Genomic DNA, 19705 nt, shown 5'->3' with positions numbered 1-19705 from the left:
CGCCGGCGGTCGCTTCTGATACGCATTTTCAACACTACGATGATTTCGCGCCCGCCCCGCGATCGAGGGGACGCCACTGCCGAAGGCAGGGGATCCGCTCGTCCGCAATGTCGGCCGTCGCGCCGTCGCGCGCGTGCGGGCGGTTTGGGACTTGCACCGGGCACCCTGCCCCCGACAACGGCCGACATCGCTTGACGGCCGGCCGGCATCCGCGTCTCTTGAGCGGCATGCATTCGTTACGGACCGTCGTACCTCGTCTGTCGCTCCTTCTGTGTCTTCCGGTGGTCGCCTGCGGCGACTCGAGCGGCAACGTCACCGACTCGGGCCCCGGCACCACCGCAGGCCCCACCAGCACCGCCACCGATCCGTCCGCCACCGGCCCCACCACCGCGGGCCCCACCACCGATAGCCCGCCCACCTCGACCACCACGCTCGGCACCGACACCGCGACCGGCACCGAGACCTCGCCCGGCACCGAGACCTCGCCCGGCACCGACACCTCGCCCGGCACCGACAGCACCGACGGCACCGTCACCGACACCAGCGCCACCCAGACCAACACCGGCACCGACACCGGCGACGGCCTCCTCGACATCAACCCCAAGGACGTCACCCTCGAGATCATCGACGGCGCGATCGTCACTCAGCCCTACACCGCCACCTACAACGGCGTCGACGTCACCGGCGACGTCGCGTGGAGCTACAACAAGCCCGAGATCGGCGAGATCCAGCTCAACGCCGAATTCGTGCCCACGGGCACCCTCGGCGGCACCGGCACCCTCAAGGCCACCTACCAGGCCTCCCAGGCCGAGACCTCCGTCTCCGTCAAGATCATCAAGAAGCTCGACCCCGGCGGTCTCGAGCCCGGGTGGGGCAACCCCGTCGGGCCCGACCCGTCGATGACGATCGTCTACCCGTACAACGAGACGGTCTTCCCGCTCAAGGTCGCCGCCCCCGTCGTCCAGTGGAACAACGTCCAGAACGGCGACCAGTACAAGCTGCACATCAGCGAGCAGTTCTACGACTACACGATCTACTTCACCACCAACACGCCGGCTCGTCACCTCATCGACGCCGCCGAGTGGATCGCCATCAGCGAGTCCGGTCAGGGCGCCCAGAGCGACCCGATCAGCTTCACGCTCCAGCGCAAGAGCGGCGGCAACCTCTACGAGTCGGTCAACCAGACGTGGCGCATGGCCCAGGCGCGCCTGCCCGGCCGCGTCTACTACTGGGAGCTGCCCGGCCAGTGCGGCGGCAACGCCAACGGCCGCGTGCTCAGCATCAAGCCCAGCGAGGCCCAGGCCAACGAGTTCTTCCAGCCCGGTGGTTGCTGGGGCTGTCACACCGTCAGCCGCGACGGCCGCACCGTCGCCGCGGTGCGCGACAACGGCTCGCCGTTCCCGACCTTCACGATCGACGTGTCGCAGGAGCCGGCCGTCTACGGCAACATCCAGCCGAACCCCGGCCTCGGCGGCACCTTCAGCGCCTTCAACCAGGACGGCACCAAGCTGCTGCAGTCCAACGACCCGGCCAACGCGGTCAGCTCGCTGCTGCGGGTGATCGACACCATGAACGGCGCGATCCTCAACCCCAACGTGCTGCAGACCGGCTGTGGTGAGCCGGCCTGGTCGCCCGACGGCACGAAGATCGCGGCCACCTGCGGCTACCCGGGCGGCGGCTGGACCTTCGACCAGAACCAGGCCGACCTCGTGGTCGCCGACGTCAACCCCGACGGCATCACGGTCTCCAACCAGAAGATCATCGTGCCCAAGGGCAACGACGTCGGGCGCCCGGCCTACCCGAACTTCTCGCCCGGCAACGAGTGGATCGTGTTCGGTCGCCCGACCCAGGGCTCGCGCTCGACCGGCAACGGCAAGCTGTTCCTGGTCGGCGTCGAGGGCAACGACCAGGTCATGCTCGAGAAGGCCAGCTCGGACAACAAGAGCTTCAACCCGACCTTCGCGCCCCTGCGCGCCGGCGGCTACTTCTGGGTCGTCTTCATGTCCCGCCGCGACTACGGCAACACCCTGGTCGGCGCCAACCGCCAGCAGCTGTGGATCACCGCCATCAACGATCCGCCGAACGCCGGCACCGACCCGTCCAACCCGCCGTTCTACGTGCGCGGCCAGGAGGACTGCGCCCTGTCCGAGAACGCCTACTTCGCCCCCGACCCCTGCATCGAGGAGCCCAACAAGGTGTGCGAGTCGGGCATCGACTGCTGCTCGGGTCACTGCATCCAGATGGGCGAGGTCAAGGTCTGCGGCGAGAAGGGCCCCTGCTCCGAGGCCGGCAACGCCTGCGAGTCCGACGCCGACTGCTGCGAGCCCGGCACCCCGTGCATCGACGGCTACTGCCAGCAGGTCTTCCCGCAGTGACGTGACCTGTCCTTCGGGACACGTGCTACGATAACCGGCCCGCCGGCGCCCACGCGCCGGCGGGCTCGCTGTTTGGCCGCGTCGTCTCGACGCCGCGACGGACCTCGCATCCCGGACGACATCCGCCGTGAAGGTCGTCTCCGGAGACGCCGATCTCGATCCGCCGCCGATCGAAAGCGCGCCCGGCCGCCGGTCCCTGCGCGCGGCGAACTCCGCTAACCTCGGAGGTCATGCACGATCCGCTCGGCCTGTACGCCCCCGAGAACCGCGCCGACCCCTACCCCGTGCTCGCGCGGCTGCGCCGCGAGGCGCCGCTGTACTTCGCCGGCAACGAGGGCGCGGGCTCGTTCCTCGTCACCCGCTACGCCGACGTCGCGGCCGGCTTCCGCGACGCCCGCCTGTCGGCCAGCCGCGCCGAGGCGATGGCCAAGCGCCTGCCGCCCGAGGTGCGCGAGTGGGTGGCGCCGGTGACAAGCAACCTGGCGCACTGGATCTTGCTGCGCGACCCGCCGGACCACACGCGCCTGCGCAGCCTGCTCAACCAGGCGTTCACGCCGCGCTTGATCGAGGCGTGGCGGCCGCGGATCCAGCAGATCCTGGGCGAGCTGCTGGGGGCGATCGAGCCGGGCGAGGTGGACCTGATGGCGGCGCTCGCGGGCCCGCTGCCGGTGCTCGTGATCGGCGACATGCTCGGCCTGCCGCCCGAAGATCGTCACCGCCTCAAGGCCTGCTCCGACGCGATCGCCGGCTTCTTCGGCGCCACGGTCATGAGCCAGGCGCTGCTCGCCAGCGCCCGCGCGGCGATCCTCGAGCTCGAGGATTACTTCCGCAAGGCGCTGGCCGAGCGGCGCCAGACCCCGCGCCAGGAGCTGCTCTCGGCCCTCGCGGCCGCCGAGGAGCAGGGCTCGGTGCTCAGCGAGCAGGAGCTGCTGTCGACCTGCACGGCGCTGCTGTTCGGCGGCCACGAGACCACCACCAACCTGATCGCCAACACCGTCTACACCCTGCTGCGCTTCCCCGACCAGCTGCAGCGGCTGCGCGAAGAACCTGGCCTTTTGGCCAGCACCATCGAGGAGGTCCTGCGCTTCGAGTGCCCCGTCTCGCGCATGGGCCGGGTCGCCCGCGTCGACTTCGAGTGGCACGGCCAGCAGGTCAAGGCCGGCGACCGCCTGTTCCTGTCGTTCGCCGCCGCCAACCGCGACGAGTCGCAGTTCCCCGAACCCGACCGCTTCGACATCGCCCGCGCCGACAACCGCCACCTCGGCTTCTCCACCGGCCCGCACTACTGCATCGGCGCCGCCCTCGGCCGCCTCGAGGCCCGCCTCGCCCTCGAGGCTTTATTGAACTTTCCGCGCTGGGAGCTGCGCGAGCAGCCGGCCTGGCTCGACAACCTCACCGTCCGCGGGCCCAAGAGCCTGCGCGTCGCCCTGGGCTGACGGGCACCGGATGTCCCTCGGGACATCTGCGCAGGACACGCGCGTCGCCGGCTCGCGGCCGCGCCCCTGGAGCGCCACGGGGGCCGGCGATCGACGCATGTCCCTTCGGACACGCGATGCTCCTGCTCGTCACATGTCCCTTCGGACACGTCCATTCGGACACGCGCTGACCCTCGCTCGTCACATATCCCTTCGGACATGCGATGACCCTCGCTCGTCACATGTCCCTCGGACACGCGCTGACCCTCGCTCGTCACATGCCCCCTCGGACACGCCGTACCTCCGCGCCCGCGGATGTCCCTTCGGACGGTCAACCGGACCACCCACCGCATGTCCCTTCGGACATGCGAGCCCCTCACGCTCGCCGGCGCCGCCGCCAGGCCAGCGCCGCGAGCAGCAGCCCCGCGCCGCCGGGGCCCTCACCCCCGCCACGGCAGCCGCAGCCGGCCTCGCTGCCGTCCTGCGCCCCGTCGCCCGTGCTCGCCCCGTCGCTCGCGCCTGCGCTCGTGCTCGTGCTCGTCGCGTCGCCGGTGGTCCCCGCGCCGGTCGTCGGCGCCTCGCCGGTGCTCGTGGTCGTCTCCGGCGCGCCGGTGCTCGTCTCCACGGTGGTGGCAGGCAGCCCCGTGCTCGTCGCCTCGGCGGTCGTCGACTCACCGCCCGTGTCGTCCGTGCTCGTCCCCGGCGCGTCCGTCGTCGCGCCGGTCGTCGTCTCCTCGCCGCCCGTCGTCTCCTCGCCGACCGGCGCCGGCGGCTCGTAGGTGCTGCCGGGCTCGACCAATGTGAGGACCATGCGGACCTCGGTCGGCATGTACAGCGCCGCGGTCTCGGGCCCGACGTTGTCGGCCGACGGCTTGCCGTTCATCGTGTCCTTGAGGATGCACGCGAACTTGTTGACGCCCTGCGTCCAGTCGACGAACTCGCCCGGCGGCGACCAGAACTGCGCGAACGTCGACTCCCACTCGTAGACCCCGATCTCGGTGTAGGTCGGCGACTGCAGCGTGCACGCGTAGGTCGGGTTGGCCTCGAAGCACACCTGGAACTTGGTCTCCTGCGCCGTCGGCTTGCTCAGCACCTCGAGGTGGACCCACACCGAGCCCTGCGTCCAGTCGATCGGGCTCGTCCAGTCCTCGGGCACCTCGATCCCCGGCGTCACGCGGTAGTGCGAATCGGCCAGATCGGGCGCGTGCACCCACGTCTCGTCCATCACCACCATTGCCCCGCCCGCGCCTCCCAGCCCGCTCCCGCGACGCATGCCCCGAGCGCGAGCGCCAGTCCCTTCGTGTTCATGCGCGCCGATCATCGGCCTCGCCGCGCCCTCGCCACGGCGATCGCCGTGCGACCGGACGGGGCCGCGCCCGTGACGCGTGGGGGCGGCGATCGACTGGGCGACCGCCGGACCTGCAGGCGCGCTCACTTGCGCTTGTAGGTCAGCGCGTACTTGAGCGGGTTGTCCAGCCGCGACGACGTGATCGTCACGCTCATCGTCAGCTTGTCGCCCGAGTCGTCGAGCGTGAACACGCTGCGCCGCCCGCCGTCGTCGGCCTTGAACTCCATCACCAGGCGCCCCTTGACGATCGAGAACGCGACGGTCAGCGGCGAGCCGTCGTCGGCGGTCCACGCCACCGCCGGACCGCCGAGCGTCCCCGAGATCGTGCGCCCGGCCGCGAAGGTCGCCGTCACCTTGGTGCCCTCGACCACGAACGAAATCTGCTCGCGGATCGGGTTGGCCGCGGTGAGCCGCTTGCGGCCGATGCCGCGGATCAGCGCGTTCAGCTGCGCCACGGTCGTCTCGATCGCGTCGGTCAGTTGCTGCCGCTGCGCCTCGCCGCCCGCGTAGCGGAACGTGCCCGCGAAGCGGTTCTGCTCCGGCTGGGCCGGCGCCGCCGGGGCCGGCGCGGGCGTCGGCGTGGCCACCGGCGCGGGCGTCGGCGGGGCCGCGGGCGTCGGCGCCGGGCTGTCCGCAGGGACAGGTGGCTCGGGCGCCGCCGGCGTCGGTGACTTGTCCTTCGGGACAGGTTGCGGCTCGGCAGTCGGCTTGACCTTCTTCGCCGTCGCCGCCTTCTCGCCCTCCGCCTTGGCCTCCGGTCGGGTCTCCGCGACCGCGCTCGCCGGCGCCGCTTCGGCGGGCACTGCATCGACCGGAGCCCCCGCCTCCCCCGCTCCCGCGACGCCCGGCTCGACCGGCGCCGCCGCGGGCTCGGCCGGCGCGACCACCGGCTCGGCCTTGGCCTCCGCGGCCTTCACCTCCGCCTTCGCGTCCCCGGCCTTCGCGTCGTCCGCAAACGGATCGTCGAACTCCTCGGGCACCGCCGGCGCCGGCGGCGGAGGTGCCTCGTCACCGCAGCCCACCACGAAGACGGTCGCGCACAACAAGGCCCTGCGGAGCTTGAGCATCGCCCGCACCATACCAACGAATCGGCGCCCCCGTCGCCCGCCCTGGGGCCCGGGGTGGGCCCTAGTACACCCGGCCCGAAGTTCTCCGAGGGATGGGGCGACGCCGAACTTCGGGGCTCCCGTCGCGCAGCCGTGAAGGCTGACGAAGCGGCCATCGAGCAACCCTTGGAGAACTTCGGGTCGGCTGTAGTGGCGCCCCGTCGTCGCCGCGAAGTCTCGCTGCGCCAGCCAAGTTCGAGTCCCCGCGCGCAGGTCGAGCACCGCCTCGTGCGCGAGCAGGCCGCTCGCGCGGCGAGGCGGACGGCGTCGACGCGGCGCACGCTCTGCTCCCGGCTGCTCGCCGAAGCTATCGCGCTCTTCTACCGCCTGCCGGGCCCGGGCCCGAGCACGCGAAGGTCTTCGCTCGCGCGCCCGCCCGGGCTCCGGTCAAGGTTGTGTAAAAGCCCACGCCCGCCTGCGGCGACCCACCCGACTCGCGCGTAGCGTGCAGGCATGCGTCACCGCCCCATGGAAGTCTTCGCCGCCAGCGCCATCGCCGTCTGCTGCCTCGCCCTGGCGATTCATTCCACGATCCGCAGCCCCGCCGAGGTCGTCCCGGCGCCCGAAGTGGCGACGGCCCCGACGAAGGTCCAGTCGCCCTTGCAGGCGCCCGCGGCCGCGCGTCCCCGCATCGACGTCGTGTTCGTCCTCGACACCACCGGCAGCATGTCGGGCCTCATCGAGGGCGCGAAGCAGAAGATCTGGGCGATCGCCAACCGCCTCGCCTCGGGCGAGCCGCGGCCCGACCTGCGGATCGGCCTCGTCGCCTATCGCGACCTCGGGGACGATTACGTCACGAAGCGGTTCGACTTCTCGAGCGACATGGACGCCGTCTACGCCGAGCTGCTCGGCTACGAGGTCGGCGGCGGCGGTGACCATGCCGAGCACGTCGGCCGCGGCCTCGAGGACGCCCTCGACCGCATGCAGTGGAGCGACGGCGACAAGGTCTTGAAGTTGGTCTTCCTGGTCGGCGACGCCCCGCCGCACGACGATTACCAGGACTCGCCGACCACCGCCGAGCTGGCCAGGCGGGCCGCCCAGCGCGGGATCCTCGTCAACACCGTGCAGTGCGGCGTCTCGCCCGAGGCCGAGACCGCGTGGCGGGCGATCGCCGCCGCCACCAACGGCGAGTACAGCCAGATCGCCCAGAACGGCGGCGTCGTCGCCGTCGCCACCCCCTACGACGGCCGCCTGCAAGAGCTCAACAATCAGCTCTCGGCCACCGTGCTGACCTGGGGCAGCCACGGCGACAAGCTCAACGCCCAGGTCAAGCTCGGCAACCGCATGGCCATGTCCGCCAGCGCCGCCGCCGAGGCCGCGAGCTACAGCGCCAAGATCGGGCGCATGAACAGCGAGGACCTGCTCGGCGCGCTCGACGGCGGCCAGGCGCTGACCGACATCCCGAGCGATCAGCTGCCCGACGTCATGCAGACCATGTCGCCCGCGCAGCAGGCCGCGCACGTCGCCGACATGCGCCGGCAGCGGTCGGCCCTGAACGAGCAGATCCGCGAGCTCTCGGCCCAGCGCGACGCCTTCCTCCGCGACGCCGAGGAGGCCGCCGGCGCCGGCGACGGCTTCGACGCCACCGTCACCGACACCCTGCGCCGCCAGGCCGGCGCGCTCGGGGTCGCCTATTGACGTGGTCGCATGCCTCGAAGGACATGCCCCGAAGGCCATCCGACCTCCACCGCGCGAAGCGGCCGCGGCGGGCGGGGCGTTCGGCCCATGCCTCGAAGGACATGCCCCGAAGGCCATCCGTCTTCCACCGCGCGAAGCGGCCGCGGCGGGCAGGGCGTTCGGCCCATGCCTCGAAGGACATGCCCCGAAGGCCATCCGGCCTCCACCGCGCGAAGCGGCCGCGGCGGGCGGGCGTCCGGCTCATGCCCCGAAGGACATGCCCCGAAAGCCATCCGGTCCCCGCCGCGCCACGCGCAGCCGGAGCGGGCGAGCGGGCGCAGGTCGGGGCGGGCGCGTCCTGTCGCTGCGCCTCAGCACGCCCGGGCTTGACGGCGGGGCGCGCTCGCCAATCCTGCGGGGTCATGAGAGCCGTCCACGTGTCCCTCTGTGTTTTCCTCGCGTCTGCGGCGGGCTGCCACAAGACCTCGGCCGACCGCCCCGTCGAGCACCCGGGCGACGTCGCCGAGCGCGTCGACGAGGCGCTGATCGCCGAGGCCGAGGAGCGCGAGGCGTTGCCGCCGGCGGCCGCTGTCGAGGCCGAGCCTGCGGGCGAGCGGCGGGTCGAGATCACCGGCGTCTTCATCGACGTCCCGCTCGCCACGGCCTGCGGGATCCCGCTGTCGCCCGAGGCCTACATGGAGTTCGATTCGGCCGCGCCCGAGCCCGAGGACAACCTCCTGCTGCGGCGCGTCGCCGAGTGCCTCACCACCGGCCCGCTGCGCGAGCGCAAGGTCGAGCTGCGCGGCCACACGGCGGCGGGCCGCGACGAGTACAGCGACAAGGTCGGCATGTCGCGCGCCGAGTCGGTCAGCGATTTCCTCGCCACGCAGGGCGTCGACCCCGAGAGCATCGTCGTCCGCCCCGCCGGTGAGGCCGGCGCTGCGCCCGAGGCCCCGAGTGATTGGCCCTACGAGCGCCGCGTCGACGTCGTCTTGCTGCCGGTCGACTGACGTCGCGCGGAGCGCCGCCGCTTGCCCGCGCCCTGACCATGCACAAGACTTGGAGCGCGGAGGAAATCCGATGACCCGGCGCAGACAAGCAATCGACGAAGGATTCCGGCATAACGGCGATTTCGGCCAGGGGCCGCGATTCCCCGGCGGATTCGCCGAATCCAGAGTACCCCTCGCCGACGCCTCGTATCAGGGCTACGGCGCGTACGCCACGCTCGACGGCACCCGCGTCGACGAGTCGGAGTACGCCGAGCTCGACTATACCGGAGAGGAGCTCGAGGCCGAGCTGACCTCGCCGGACCACAGCGGACGCGGCCCGCGCGGCTACCGTCGCTCGGACGAGTCGATCCGCGACGACCTGCACGTCATTCTCACCGCGCACGACGAGATCGACGCCAGCCACGTCGAGGTGTTGGTCGAGCGCGGCGAGGTGCTCCTGCGCGGCGACGTCCGGCGCCGCGCGACCAAGCGCCTCATCGAGGACATCGCCTACCAGATCGCCGGTGTCCGCGACGTCACCAACCTGCTGCGGATCGGTCCGCCTGCCCCGGCGCCGGCGCCCGAGCGCTTCGCCGACGACAGCGTCGAGGCCAAGCCCCGCAGCACCCGCAAGGACGACCACCCTTCCCGCCGCGACGCGTGGATCAGCGAGCACCTGCGCGACCGCGGCACCGTCCAGGACGAGGTCGAGCGCGCCATGGATCGCCGCGACCTGCGGAGCCACGCCTACACCGGCCCGCGCGACACCTCGGCCGAGGAGCGCATCACCGCCCCCGAGCGGCCGCTCATCGTCCCCGACCCCCGCTGGCCCGCGCCCACGCCGGCCGACGAGGACGTCGAGCTCGACAACAAGGACCTCGACGCCGAGACGCTCACGCTCGAGACCATCGACGAGGACGCGGCAGAGTCCTGACCTGTCCGTGAGGGCATGCCCGATCGGGCATGTCCTCACGCGCAGGTCCGCGCGGCCTCACGGCCCGTACTTGCGGACCCACACGTCGCTGTTGAGGTCGGGCGCCACCGTCACGGTGCCGGTCACGACCACCCCGCCGTCGGGCGTGAACGCCACGTCGGTCGCCGCGTCGACCCCGCCGTTCATGCCCGCGACGACGTCGGTCCACACCACCTCGCCGTCGGCGTCGTAGCGGCGGATCCACAGGTCCACGTCGTCCTCGCCCACGGCCGTGCCGCCGGCCGCGACGAAGCCCTCGCCCGCGACCGCAGCGATCGCCGCGGCGTCGTCGCTCCGGCCGAACTCGCCCGCGAAGGTGTCCGTCCACAGCACCTGCCCGCCGGCCTCGTACTTGCGCAGCCACGCGTCGGCGAAGCCCCCGCCCGTCTCGACGCGGCCCGCTACGTACACCACCCCGTCGAGGTCGACCGCGACGTCGAGCGCCCAGTCGTTGCCGCCCGTCCCGCCGTCGACCTTGTCCATCCACCCGGGCGCGCCATCGGGTCCGTACTGAAGGACGAGGATGTCGAACCCCTGCGCGGCCGTCGACTCGCGCCCGACCGCGTACACGTTGCCCGCGCCGTCGACCGTCACGCCGCCGAGGCTGTCGAGCCCGCCGTTTTCGCCGACGTGGACGCGCGACCAAATCTCGCCGCCGTTCTCGTCGTACTTGCGCACGAAGCCGTTGGTGTCTTGGGCCTGCTTGATGTTACCGGCCACCACCGGGTCGTCGCCGGCCATCGCCACCGCCGCGCCGGCGATCGGCGCGTCGTCGGTGAACTGCCACACCAGCTGTCCGGTCGGCGTACACTTGCTCAGCCAGAACAGCCCCGGCTGCCCCTGCGCGACCGTCTGCCGACCGACCGCGACCATGAACCCGGTCGGCTCGGCGGCCAGCCGGATCGCCGAGTCGGCGGCGTTGACTCCGCCGTCGTACTGCTGCGTCCACTGGCTGAGCCCTCCGGGGTCGAATTCTGGATCAGCGCGTCGGGCCCGGCCGCCATGTCGACCACGCTGGCGGCGATGTAGATCTCGCCGGCCGCGTCCACCGCGATCCCGCCGGCGAGGTCCTCGCCGTTCTTGGTGCCCTCGACGATCACCGTCCAGCACACCTGCCCCGGCTCGACCTGTCCTTTGGTACAGGCGTTGGTGCAGCAGTCGTCGTCGATCTGGTTGCCGTCGTCGCACGCCTCGTCGCCGGCCACGACCCCGTCGCCGCACACCGGCACGGCCGGCTCGGTGGTTGTGGTGGTAGTGGTAGTGACAGGCGGGTCGATCGTCGGATCGATCGTCGTGGTGGTCGTGGTGGTCGGCCCGGCGGTGATGGTGCCGGCCGTCGTCTCCTCGGTCGTGCTCCCGGTGGCGCCGCCCGGCGACGCGGGCTGACAGGCGAGCAGCAGAGCGACGATCGCAGCACGAGCAGACGAGGTCATGGTCGCCGACTTTAGACCACGCCTTTCACCCGCGAAAGCCGGCCTGCTCGCGCGTTCGCGCATTTACGCGCGAGCCCTCGCGACGACCCCCCTGCGGCGGGCTCAGCAGGTCGCTCGTTCGGCCTGCACCGCGACACGCACCCGCTTCCACGATCGGCCCGAAGTCCGCCGCCTGCGCGCCCGCTGGGCCGCCTCGCAAACGGCGGCCCGTGCTTCGCGGCGCTCCGCGTTGCGCCCCGGGCGGCGCGCTCGCCGGGCTCGCGGCGCTATACCTCGCCACCTTTTCATGGCCGGCGACGTCGTCCATTACATTCAGGACCTCAGCATCATCCTGGCGACCGCGGCGGTCACCAGCATGCTGTCGCAGCGGCTCAAGCAGCCGCCCGTCCTCGGCTACGTGCTCGCGGGCGTGCTGATCGGCCCGTACGTGCCCGGCATCCAGGTCGCCCGCGACACCGGCCTGCTGACCCACGACCTCTCGGAGTTCGGGGTCATCATGCTGATGTTCAGCATCGGCCTCGAGTTCAACCTGCGGAAGATCGCCCGCATCGGCCCCGCCGCCGGCCTCACCGCCCTGTTCGAGGTCGCGCTGATGATGACGCTCGGCTTCGGCTGCGCGCGCCTGTTCGGCTGGGACCGGATCGACAGCCTGTTCGTCGCCGCCTGCATCTCGAGCTCGTCGACCATGATCGCCGCCAAGGCGTTCGAGGAGCACCGCCAGCGCGCGGACTTCGTCGACCTCGCGTTCGCGATCCTCGTGTTCGACGACATCTTCACGATCCTGGTGTTCGCGCTGCTGACCGCGGTCGCCGGCGGCAGCGGCCTGTCGGCCGGCGACTTCGCCTGGTCCGTGGGCCAGCTCATCGCCTTCTTGCTCGCCCTGCTGGCGCTCGGCCTGCTGGTGATCCCGCGCTTCATCCGCCGCGCCGCCGCCCACGAGCGTCCCGAGACCCTGCTGATCGCCAGCGTCGCCGTCTGCTTCATCATGACCTCGCTGGCCGCCGCCGCCGGCTACTCGATCGCGCTGGGCGCCTTCGTGGCCGGCATGCTGGTGTCGGAGTCGGGCGAGGGCCACAAGCTCGAGCCGCAGGTGCAGCCGCTGCGCAACATCTTCGGCGCGGTGTTCTTCGTGTCGGTCGGCATGCAGTCCGACCCGCTCGAGATCGTCACCCAGTGGCCGCTCGTGCTCGCGCTGACGGCCGTGGTCGTGGTCGGCAAGGTCGTCGGCGTGTCGACCGGCGCGTTCCTCACCGGCAACGGCCTCACCAACGCCGTGCGCGCCGGCCTCGGCTGCGCCCAGAACGGCGAGTTCTCGTTCATCATCGCCGCCTTCGCCATCGCCGCCGGGATCTTGGAGCCGAACATGTTCCCGGTGGTGGTCGGCGTGTCGCTGCTGACGCAGATCAGCACGCCGTGGCTGGTGCGCCGCTCGGAGCGGCTCGCCGGCGCGCTGCAGCGGTGGTTGCCCGGCCGGCTGCAGACGTTCGTCGACTTCTACGAGTCGTGGATCGAGCAGCTCCGCACGGCGCCGCGCGCGGTGACTGTGTGGAGCCGGGTGCGCCGCTCGGTGATCCTGCTGGTGGTCGACGCGGCGCTGCTGATGGCCACCGCCGCGGGCTCGAGCCTGATCCACTGGGACGTGGTCAAGTTCTTCGCCGACCGCTTCCACCTGCCGCCGTCCTTCGTCGACGTCGTGTGGGTCACGCTGTCGCTGGTGGTCGTCAGCCTGTTCTTCCTCGGCGTGCTGCGCCACCTGCGGGCCGTCGCGCGCACCCTGGCGCGCGTCGTCGTGCCGGCCCACGCCGACGACGGCCCCGACCTCGGCGCCGCGCCGCGCCGCGCCCTCACCGTCGCCCTCGAGGTCGCGCTCAGCCTCGCCGTCAGCGGCCCGCTGGTCGCCATCGCCCAGCCGTTCGTGCCGCTCAGCACGATCCTGTTCGTGCTCGGCCTCATCGCCGTCGTCCTCCTCTACGACGGCTGGCGCAGCCTCGCCAACCTGCAGGGCCACGTGCGCGCCGGCACCGAGCTCATCGTCGCCATGCTGGCCAAGCAGAGCCACGAGGGCGACGAGGTGGACGAGGACCGGTCGCTGCCCGGCGCGCGCGACCTGCTGCCCGGCTTCCCCGACCTCGCGCCGCTGCGCCTCGACCCCGGCGACTTCGCCATCGGCCACACGCTCGCCGAGCTGCAGCTGCGCCAGCGCTCCGGCGCGACCGTGATGGCCGTCCACCGCCGCTCGACGCCCGACACCTCGCCGGCCCCGTACGCCCCGCTCGTGCAGGGCGACGTGCTCGCGCTCGCCGGCACCCCCGAGGCGATCGTCCGCGCGCGCGAGATCTTAGAGCGCGGGTGAACCTCCGGATCGCGCCGCGATCACTGCGGCAAGATCTCGACGTCGTTGATCGCCTTGAGCGCCGCGCCGGCCGGGTACGCGTACGACACGTACGTGGTGACGAAGTTCTGGGTCGCGGGCGAGCCCCAGCCCCACACCGTCACGCCGAACGGGTTGGTGCTCGAGATCTCGTGGCGCCCGTTGGAGCAGCCGCCGACGTCCTGGAAGTTGCCGGTGACCAGGTCGACGCGGGTGTATTGATATTGGTCGGTGAGCGGCTGCCAGCCGCCCAGCGCCCCGGCGCAGCTCAGGTTGACGTCGGCGAACACCCCGTCTTTCTGCGCGCGCACCACCACGAGGTTGGTCTCGGAGTAGGTCGGGTCGGTGAAGAACACGTACTTGTCGAGGTACTGGGCCGACGGCACGACGTTGACCCACTCGGGGTCGCCGATGCCGTTGAAGCTCTCCCCGCCGGTCATGTACGCCGCCAGGTAGAACGGGTGGTCGGCGTCCTGACTCTTGACGGTGTAGCCGCCGCTCGAGGTGAACTCGACGACCTGTCCCAAAGACAAGGTGTCGGGCGCGCCCGCCGGCTTGCTCGGCGTCCACGTCAGCTGGGTCCCGTCGACCATGCCGACCACGCGCCACGGCGGCGACTCCTCCTGCCCGGTGCGGTTGCGGTAGCGGACCGCCGCGTACTCGTTGCCGAGCGCCTTGACCGGCGGGATCTGCTGGTGCGCCCCGTCGCACGCATACGCGCCGGTCGGCACGCTCAGGCAGCTCGCGCCGCCGAACATGCCGATGCGCTTGTTCGCCGCCACCGCCGAGCCGGTCAGCTCCTGCACCTGCTGCAGCTGGATCGTCTCGCCGCGGTTGAGCGTGTACGTGATCGGGGTGCCGGCCGGGCCGCCCTGGACCCCGTTGCCGCCGACCACCGCGACCTTCGGGTCGATGGTCACCTCGGTCCCGTCCTCGTCGGCCACGAGCGCCACCAGCGGGTTGCCGTCGCTCACCACCGCGCTCTTCTGGTAGGCGTTGACGGTGATGTAGTTGGTGTCCCAGACGCTGGTCGGCAGCAGCAGCGTCGCCGACGTCGCCGCCACCGAGCCGCCGCCGTACGGGAGCATCTGGTAGGCCGCGACCGGGCGGTCGGTGCGGATGTTGAACGCGTTGCCGCGGCCGGTCCCGACCACCTGGGTCTCGACCGGCAAGCCGCCGCCGGGCACCGGACAGTTCGGGAAGCTACCTGGCCCGCGGGACAGGAAGAGGATCGCCACCTCGCCGACCGGCAGGCCGGCCATGGCGTCGTAGGGGCTGTAGACGATGTTGGCGCCCTGGCCCTGGGGGATGCGCGCGAAGTTGGCGACGGGCAGCTGCTGGCCGTCGTACTCGACCTCGATGTGGACCGGCTCGTTCCAGGTGTTGGCGACGAAGGCGGCGAAGCAGGTGCCGCTGGCCTCGGCGATCAGCTCGGTCTTGACCGACCAGAAGTCGCAGCCCTCGCTGCCCTTCAGCAGCTCGGCGGCCTCGCACGGCGTCATCGGCGTGCAGGCCCCGTCGACGCAGTAGTTGCCCGGCGCGCACACCTCGACCGGCACGCCGAGGCACTCGACCGACTGCAGGTCGTCCGAACACTCGAGCTGCTGGCACGGCGGGTCGCCGGTGGTGTTGGTGGTGTCGGTGGTCGAGTCGGTGTCGACCATCATCGTCGTGCTGCTGTCGGTCGTCGTCGCGCTGACGGTCCCCGGCTCGGTCGGCGACGTCGCCGTCCCCTCGCTGTCGGTGCCGTCGGTGGTGCTCTGCGTCCCGGAGTTCGAGCCGTTCGACGTCTCGGTCGTGGTCGGGGTGTCGGTGGTGGTCCCCTCGCTGGCGCTCACACCCGAGGTCAGCGTCGTCGGCAGCGAGGTCGACGGCATCGTCGCCGTCACCGTCGCAGTCACCGCGGAGCCATCGTCACCGCAACCCATCAGCGGAACCACCAGCAGGGCCGCACACACACCCGAAAATCGAATCGAATCAGCCATGCCCGCACAGTAGAGGAAGCCCGGCCCCGCTGTCGACCGGGCCCGCGCCCCCGCGACCTGTCTTTTTCGCCATGTCGTCCCGGGCACCCCGGCGGGCGGGTGTCCGCGGCTCGGACCTGCTCGCCGGCCAGGGCCGTGCAGACGGCCGCGGGACTCGTTACTCTCCGGCCTGGTGCCAGCCCACCTCCTCGCCCTCGCCCTCGCGGCCGCGTTCGCGCCCGCGGGCCTCGACCTCGAGTGGCAGGCCCCCGAGGGCTGCCCCGTGACCGCTGACGTCGCGGCCACGACCTCCAGGTTGCTCGGCCGGCCGCTGGACGCCGGGGGCCCGGGAGAGCGCGTCCGCGCCCGCGGCGTCGTCACTCGTGAGGCCCGCGGCTTCCACCTCGACCTCGAGCTGCAGAGCCCCGCCGGCCGCGACCGTCGCAGCCTCCGCGATCGCCGCTGCCAGGTGCTGGCCGACGCGGCCGCCGAGATCTTCGCCACCGCGGTCGACCCCAGCCTGGCCGTCGGCGTCCCGCCGGCGCTGCCGCCCGAGCCCGATGGGACATGGCGCGAAGGACCTGCTCCTTCGGACATGACCCAAGTGACATCCACGCCCTCGGCCGCGCCCGCACCTGTCGCCACGCCCGCCCCTGCCCGCGCCCCCGCCCCTCTCGCCGCCGACGACCCGCTCGCCTCGCCCGCGCCCGCCCGCGTCGCCGCCGACGACCCGCTCGATGTCCCCGCGCCCGCTCCCGCTCCGCCGCCCGACCCCTCGCGCGCCTCGCTGCGCCTCGCCGGCGTGTTCGACCAGGGCAGCTTGCCCGGCCCCACCGGCGGCCTCGGCCTCGCGCTCGGCGTCATGCGCCGCGGCTTCCGCGTCGAGCTCGGCTTCGCCGGCCTGGTCCCGCGCGAGGCCCGGCCCGACCCCGCGCAGCCGCCCGGCGCCCGCCTGTCCTTGTGGACAGCCACGCTCCGCGCCTGCGGCGTCGCCGGCCTGCGGCCGCGGCTCGAGCTGGCCGGTTGCGGCGGCGTCGAGGTCGGGGCGCTGCTCGGCGCCGGCTTCGGGGTCGAGGCCGCGCGCACGCGCACAGCCGTGGGTCGCGGTGGTGGTCGGGCCCGAGCTGGCGGTCCCGGTCGCCCGGCGGCTCGCGGTCACCCTCGGCGTCGACGCCCAGGTCCCGGTGGTGCGCCCGCAGTTCGTCCTGGACGGCGTCGGACCGGTGTTCCGCGCCCATCCTGCCGCCTTCCGCGCCGTCCTCGGCGTCCAGCTGAGATTCCGTGACGGACCGGGAGCCCGGCGGCCAATCCCCGCTCGACATGCCTCCGCTCGCCGCGCGGTCCGGTCCTTCGGGGTCGCCCCCGAGTTCGCCGTCGTCTTCCGCGAACACCACGACTTCGTGTGGCGGATCCTCCGCTACTTCGGCGTCCCTGCCGAGGCCGTCGACGACAAGGTCCAGGACGTCTTCCTGGTCGTCTACCGCCGCTGGGACGACTTCGACCGCCGCAGCTCGATGCGCAGCTGGCTCTACGGCATCGCCCGTCGCGTCGCCGCCGACCTGCGCCGCGGCACCGCGCGCGCCGAGCGGAAGCTGCGGGCCGTGCCCGATCCGCCGCCCGCGGTCGAGCCCGACCAGGCGCTCGCGCAGGCCGAGGCCGCCGCGTTCGTCGAGCGCTTCCTCGCCACCCTCGACGACGACAAGCGCGAGGTGTTCGTCCTCGCCGAGCTCGAGTTCCTCACCGCGCCCGAGATCGCCGCCGCCACCGGCGCCAACACCAACACCGTCTACTCGCGACTTCGTGCCGCGCGCGCCCTGTTCGATCGCGCGGTGCGACGCTTCGCCCCCGAACTGCGGAGGACCCATGGCCAGCCACGATGACGACTCGCGCGACGTCCTGCTCGCCTATCGCGCGCGGCACGCCCCGCCGGCTCGCAGCGCCGCCGACAACTGGCAGCAGCTCCTGCGCCGCATCGACGCCGGCGAGCCCGCGCCCGCGCTCGGCCCCGTCGAGGCGCCCGCGCGGACCGGGTCGTCGTCCGCGCGCACGTGGGCGTTCGGCCTGCTCGCCGCCGCCGCCGCCGCGCTGCTCGCCGCACGCCTCGTCTGGCCCGACAGCTTCTCGGCCCGCGGACGCGACGCGGGTGCGGCCGCGCCCTACCAGCACCAGCCCGACGCCCGCCCGCAGGCGGTCGAGGTCGCGGGCCCGCCCTCCGCGGCCGCGTCTCGACCTGTCCCTTCGGACATCTCTCCGGAGCCGCCCGCGCCGGTCCCCGCGCTGCAGCGACCTGTCTCTCCGTCCATGCCCGAAAAGACAGGTCCGGAGGCGGACCTGGCGCGCGAGCTCGCCGCGGTCCGCGCCGCCGCCCAGGCCGTGCGCGACGGCGACGGCGCGACCGCCCTGCGCCGCGCCGACGAGTACCTCTCGGCCCACCCGCGCGGCTCGCTGGTCCCGGAGGCGCGGCTGCGGCGGCTCGAGGCGCTGTGCCTGCTGGGGCGCGGCGACGAGGCGCGCCGCGAGGCCGACGCCTTCCTCGCCGACTACCCCCAATCACCGCTGCGCGAGCGAGCGGCCGCGGCCTGCAAATCGTCGCACGATTCGGGCGAGCCGCGGCCATAGCCCGGCCGATGACACGCCTGCCCCTCACCCTCTCCTTGCTCCTCCCCCTCGTCGCCGCGTGCGAGCTCAAGGGCATCACGCTCACCGGCGGCCCCCCCGACGAGGAGACCACCGGCGGCGGCAGCTCCGGCAACTCGAGCGTCGACCCGAGCGCGACCACGGCGATCGACCCGACCGACGATCCCACCTCTGACACGACCGACGGCACCACCGGCGAGCCGCCCCCGGTGCCCGCGGTCGACATCCTGTTCGTCATCGACAACTCCGGCAGCATGGCGCGGCACCAGAGCCTGCTCGCCTCGAGCATGCCCGCCCTGCTCTCGGACCTCGACGGCGCCGACCTGCGGATCGCCGTCACCACCACCGACACCGGCAACCCGCGCTGCCCGAACGCGCAGACCCTCCCCGAGGGCGGCAAGTTCGTCCTGCGCAGCTGCATCGACGCCGCCGCCGAGGGCGAGTTCGAGTTCAACGGCCAGGACTTCTCGACCGCCTGCACCAACAAGTGCTCGTTCACCGGTGTGGACTTCACGATCACGCCGACGATTACGGCCGTCGACCCCGAGCCGAAGCCCCGCGCGTGGATCGAGCGCACCGGCGGCGACCGCAACATCCCCATCGACCTGGTCGACGCGCTGGCGTGCGCGCTGCCGCAGGGCGTCAAGGGCTGCGGCTTCGAGTCGCCGCTGCAGGCGATGTACATGGCGCTGGCGCTGTCGAGCTCGCCCGACAGTCCCACCAACTACGGCTTTTTGCGCCCCGAGGCCGACCTGCGCATCATCATCGTCACCGACGAGGCCGACTGCAGCTACGCCCCGGAGTTCGACGACATCTTCACCAGCAACAAAGTGTTCTGGGAGAACCCCGACCGCCCCGACGCCACCAGCGCCGTCTGCTTCAACGCCGGCGTGAAGTGCGAGGGCGCCGGCCCGAACTACGCGAGCTGCGAGTCCGAGGACTTCGCCGACGACGGCTCGCCCACCGCCGATCCCGCGCAGGCGGTGCTGCACCCGGTGTCGAACTACGTGCAGGTGCTGCAAGACATCCAAGCCGGCAAGACCGGCGGCGCCACGGTGCGCCTGTTCGCCGTCGCCGGCGTACCGGTCGGCTTCGAAAGCGGCAACGTCCCGCTGACCTACGCCGACGACCCCGACCCCGCGCAGCAGGAGCTGTTCGGCATCGGCCCCGGATGCGTCGTCCCCACCGACGAGACCGTCATCGCCATCCCGCCGACCCGCCTGCTCAGCGTCGCCGAGGCGCTCGGCACCCCACAAGTCTTCTCGATCTGCGAGGGCAGCTACGACGCCGCCATGATCGCCGCCGGCGCCGCGCCGTGATCGGCCCGCGCCGGGCTCAAGGCCCGGCAGGGCTCACCCCGAGCGCCACGCTGGACAGGTACCACAGGCCGTCGTCCGCGGGGTCGGGGCTGTCGGTCCGCGCGAAGTAGACGCCGCCGTTGACGTACCGCAGACGACGCATTTGGAGTTCGTCAGGC

Annotated in this window: 16 protein-coding genes; 10 read left to right on the top strand and 6 right to left on the bottom strand. The window is 72.4% G+C overall.

Annotated elements, in window-relative coordinates; all coding sequences use genetic code 11:
- The first annotated feature begins 227 nt into the window (after positions 1 to 227).
- Together OV079_RS46755 and OV079_RS46750 are read left to right on the top strand one after the other, a co-directional pair.
- Positions 228 to 2375 (top strand): TolB-like translocation protein, encoded by a 2148-nt coding sequence (locus OV079_RS46755; RefSeq protein WP_267776493.1) that lies wholly within the window; start codon positions 228 to 230, stop codon positions 2373 to 2375.
- Positions 2376 to 2605: 230 nt separating this feature from the next.
- The gene (locus OV079_RS46750) at positions 2606 to 3811 is read left to right on the top strand and encodes a cytochrome P450 (RefSeq protein WP_267776491.1); all 1206 of its coding nucleotides are present in this window, start codon (positions 2606 to 2608) and stop codon (positions 3809 to 3811) included.
- Between the two features lie 355 nt (positions 3812 to 4166).
- Here the strand turns inward: OV079_RS46750 and OV079_RS46745 are convergent, their stop codons facing one another.
- Complete coding sequence (locus OV079_RS46745; RefSeq protein ID WP_267776489.1) at positions 4167 to 5015, bottom strand: MYXO-CTERM sorting domain-containing protein; 849 nt, start codon at positions 5013 to 5015, stop codon at positions 4167 to 4169.
- A gap of 206 nt (positions 5016 to 5221) precedes the next feature.
- Positions 5222 to 6205 carry a hypothetical protein gene (locus OV079_RS46740; protein ID WP_267776488.1) on the bottom strand — a complete coding sequence of 328 codons (984 nt, stop codon included), beginning with the start codon at positions 6203 to 6205 and terminating at the stop codon, positions 5222 to 5224.
- Between the two features lie 492 nt (positions 6206 to 6697).
- Here OV079_RS46740 and OV079_RS46735 point away from each other — a divergent pair, with 492 nt between their 5' ends.
- The 3 genes from OV079_RS46735 to OV079_RS46725 all read left to right on the top strand — a co-directional run bounded on the left by OV079_RS46735 (position 6698) and on the right by OV079_RS46725 (position 9784).
- On the top strand, positions 6698 to 7882 hold the full coding sequence (locus OV079_RS46735; RefSeq protein WP_267776486.1) for a vWA domain-containing protein: 1185 nt from the start codon (positions 6698 to 6700) through the stop codon (positions 7880 to 7882).
- 416 nt (positions 7883 to 8298) lie between these two features.
- On the top strand, positions 8299 to 8871 hold the full coding sequence (locus OV079_RS56810) for an OmpA family protein (protein ID WP_267776484.1): 573 nt from the start codon (positions 8299 to 8301) through the stop codon (positions 8869 to 8871).
- Positions 8872 to 8941: 70 nt separating this feature from the next.
- Positions 8942 to 9784, top strand: a complete 843-nt coding sequence (locus tag OV079_RS46725) for a BON domain-containing protein (protein WP_267776483.1) — start codon at positions 8942 to 8944, stop codon at positions 9782 to 9784.
- 57 nt (positions 9785 to 9841) lie between these two features.
- Here OV079_RS46725 and OV079_RS46720 read toward each other — a convergent pair whose 3' ends face one another.
- On the bottom strand, positions 9842 to 10696 hold the full coding sequence (locus tag OV079_RS46720) for a PQQ-binding-like beta-propeller repeat protein (protein WP_267776482.1): 855 nt from the start codon (positions 10694 to 10696) through the stop codon (positions 9842 to 9844).
- On the bottom strand, positions 10639 to 11256 hold the full coding sequence (locus OV079_RS46715; RefSeq protein WP_267776481.1) for a DUF4215 domain-containing protein: 618 nt from the start codon (positions 11254 to 11256) through the stop codon (positions 10639 to 10641). The genes OV079_RS46720 and OV079_RS46715 overlap by 58 nt, the downstream gene beginning before the upstream one ends.
- Before the next feature lie 286 nt (positions 11257 to 11542).
- Here OV079_RS46715 and OV079_RS46710 point away from each other — a divergent pair, with 286 nt between their 5' ends.
- Positions 11543 to 13609, top strand: a complete 2067-nt coding sequence (locus tag OV079_RS46710; protein ID WP_267776479.1) for a cation:proton antiporter domain-containing protein — start codon at positions 11543 to 11545, stop codon at positions 13607 to 13609.
- A 20-nt stretch (positions 13610 to 13629) separates the two neighbouring features.
- On the opposite strand, the gene OV079_RS56805 is transcribed toward OV079_RS46710, so the two are convergent.
- The gene (locus OV079_RS56805; RefSeq protein ID WP_267776478.1) at positions 13630 to 15528 is read right to left on the bottom strand and encodes an IgGFc-binding protein; all 1899 of its coding nucleotides are present in this window, start codon (positions 15526 to 15528) and stop codon (positions 13630 to 13632) included.
- 256 nt (positions 15529 to 15784) lie between these two features.
- Here OV079_RS56805 and OV079_RS56800 point away from each other — a divergent pair, with 256 nt between their 5' ends.
- Genes OV079_RS56800 through OV079_RS46685 form a run of 4 tightly spaced genes read left to right on the top strand, consistent with a single transcriptional unit; the run spans position 15785 to position 19547 of the window.
- Positions 15785 to 16876, top strand: a complete 1092-nt coding sequence (locus OV079_RS56800; RefSeq protein WP_267776477.1) for a hypothetical protein — start codon at positions 15785 to 15787, stop codon at positions 16874 to 16876.
- Entirely contained in the window at positions 16863 to 17471 is a 609-nt protein-coding gene (locus OV079_RS56795; RefSeq protein WP_420829591.1) for an RNA polymerase sigma factor, read from the top strand. Before OV079_RS56800 ends, OV079_RS56795 begins: the two co-directional genes overlap by 14 nt.
- Positions 17455 to 18210, top strand: coding sequence for a tetratricopeptide repeat protein (locus OV079_RS46690; protein WP_267776473.1), 756 nt, complete (start codon positions 17455 to 17457; stop codon positions 18208 to 18210). The genes OV079_RS56795 and OV079_RS46690 overlap by 17 nt, the downstream gene beginning before the upstream one ends.
- 8 nt (positions 18211 to 18218) lie before the next feature.
- Positions 18219 to 19547, top strand: a complete 1329-nt coding sequence (locus tag OV079_RS46685) for a hypothetical protein (RefSeq protein ID WP_267776472.1) — start codon at positions 18219 to 18221, stop codon at positions 19545 to 19547.
- A gap of 16 nt (positions 19548 to 19563) precedes the next feature.
- Here the strand turns inward: OV079_RS46685 and OV079_RS46680 are convergent, their stop codons facing one another.
- A complete protein-coding gene (locus tag OV079_RS46680) occupies positions 19564 to 19689 on the bottom strand; it encodes a hypothetical protein (RefSeq protein ID WP_267776471.1) in 126 nt (41 codons plus the stop codon).
- Positions 19690 to 19705 lie beyond the last annotated feature (16 nt).

The organism is Nannocystis pusilla (genome assembly GCF_026626665.1).
In the GTDB taxonomy this organism is placed as follows: Bacteria; Myxococcota_A; Polyangia; order Nannocystales; family Nannocystaceae; genus Nannocystis; species Nannocystis pusilla.
This window is presented reverse-complemented; position numbering and strand designations above follow the sequence as displayed.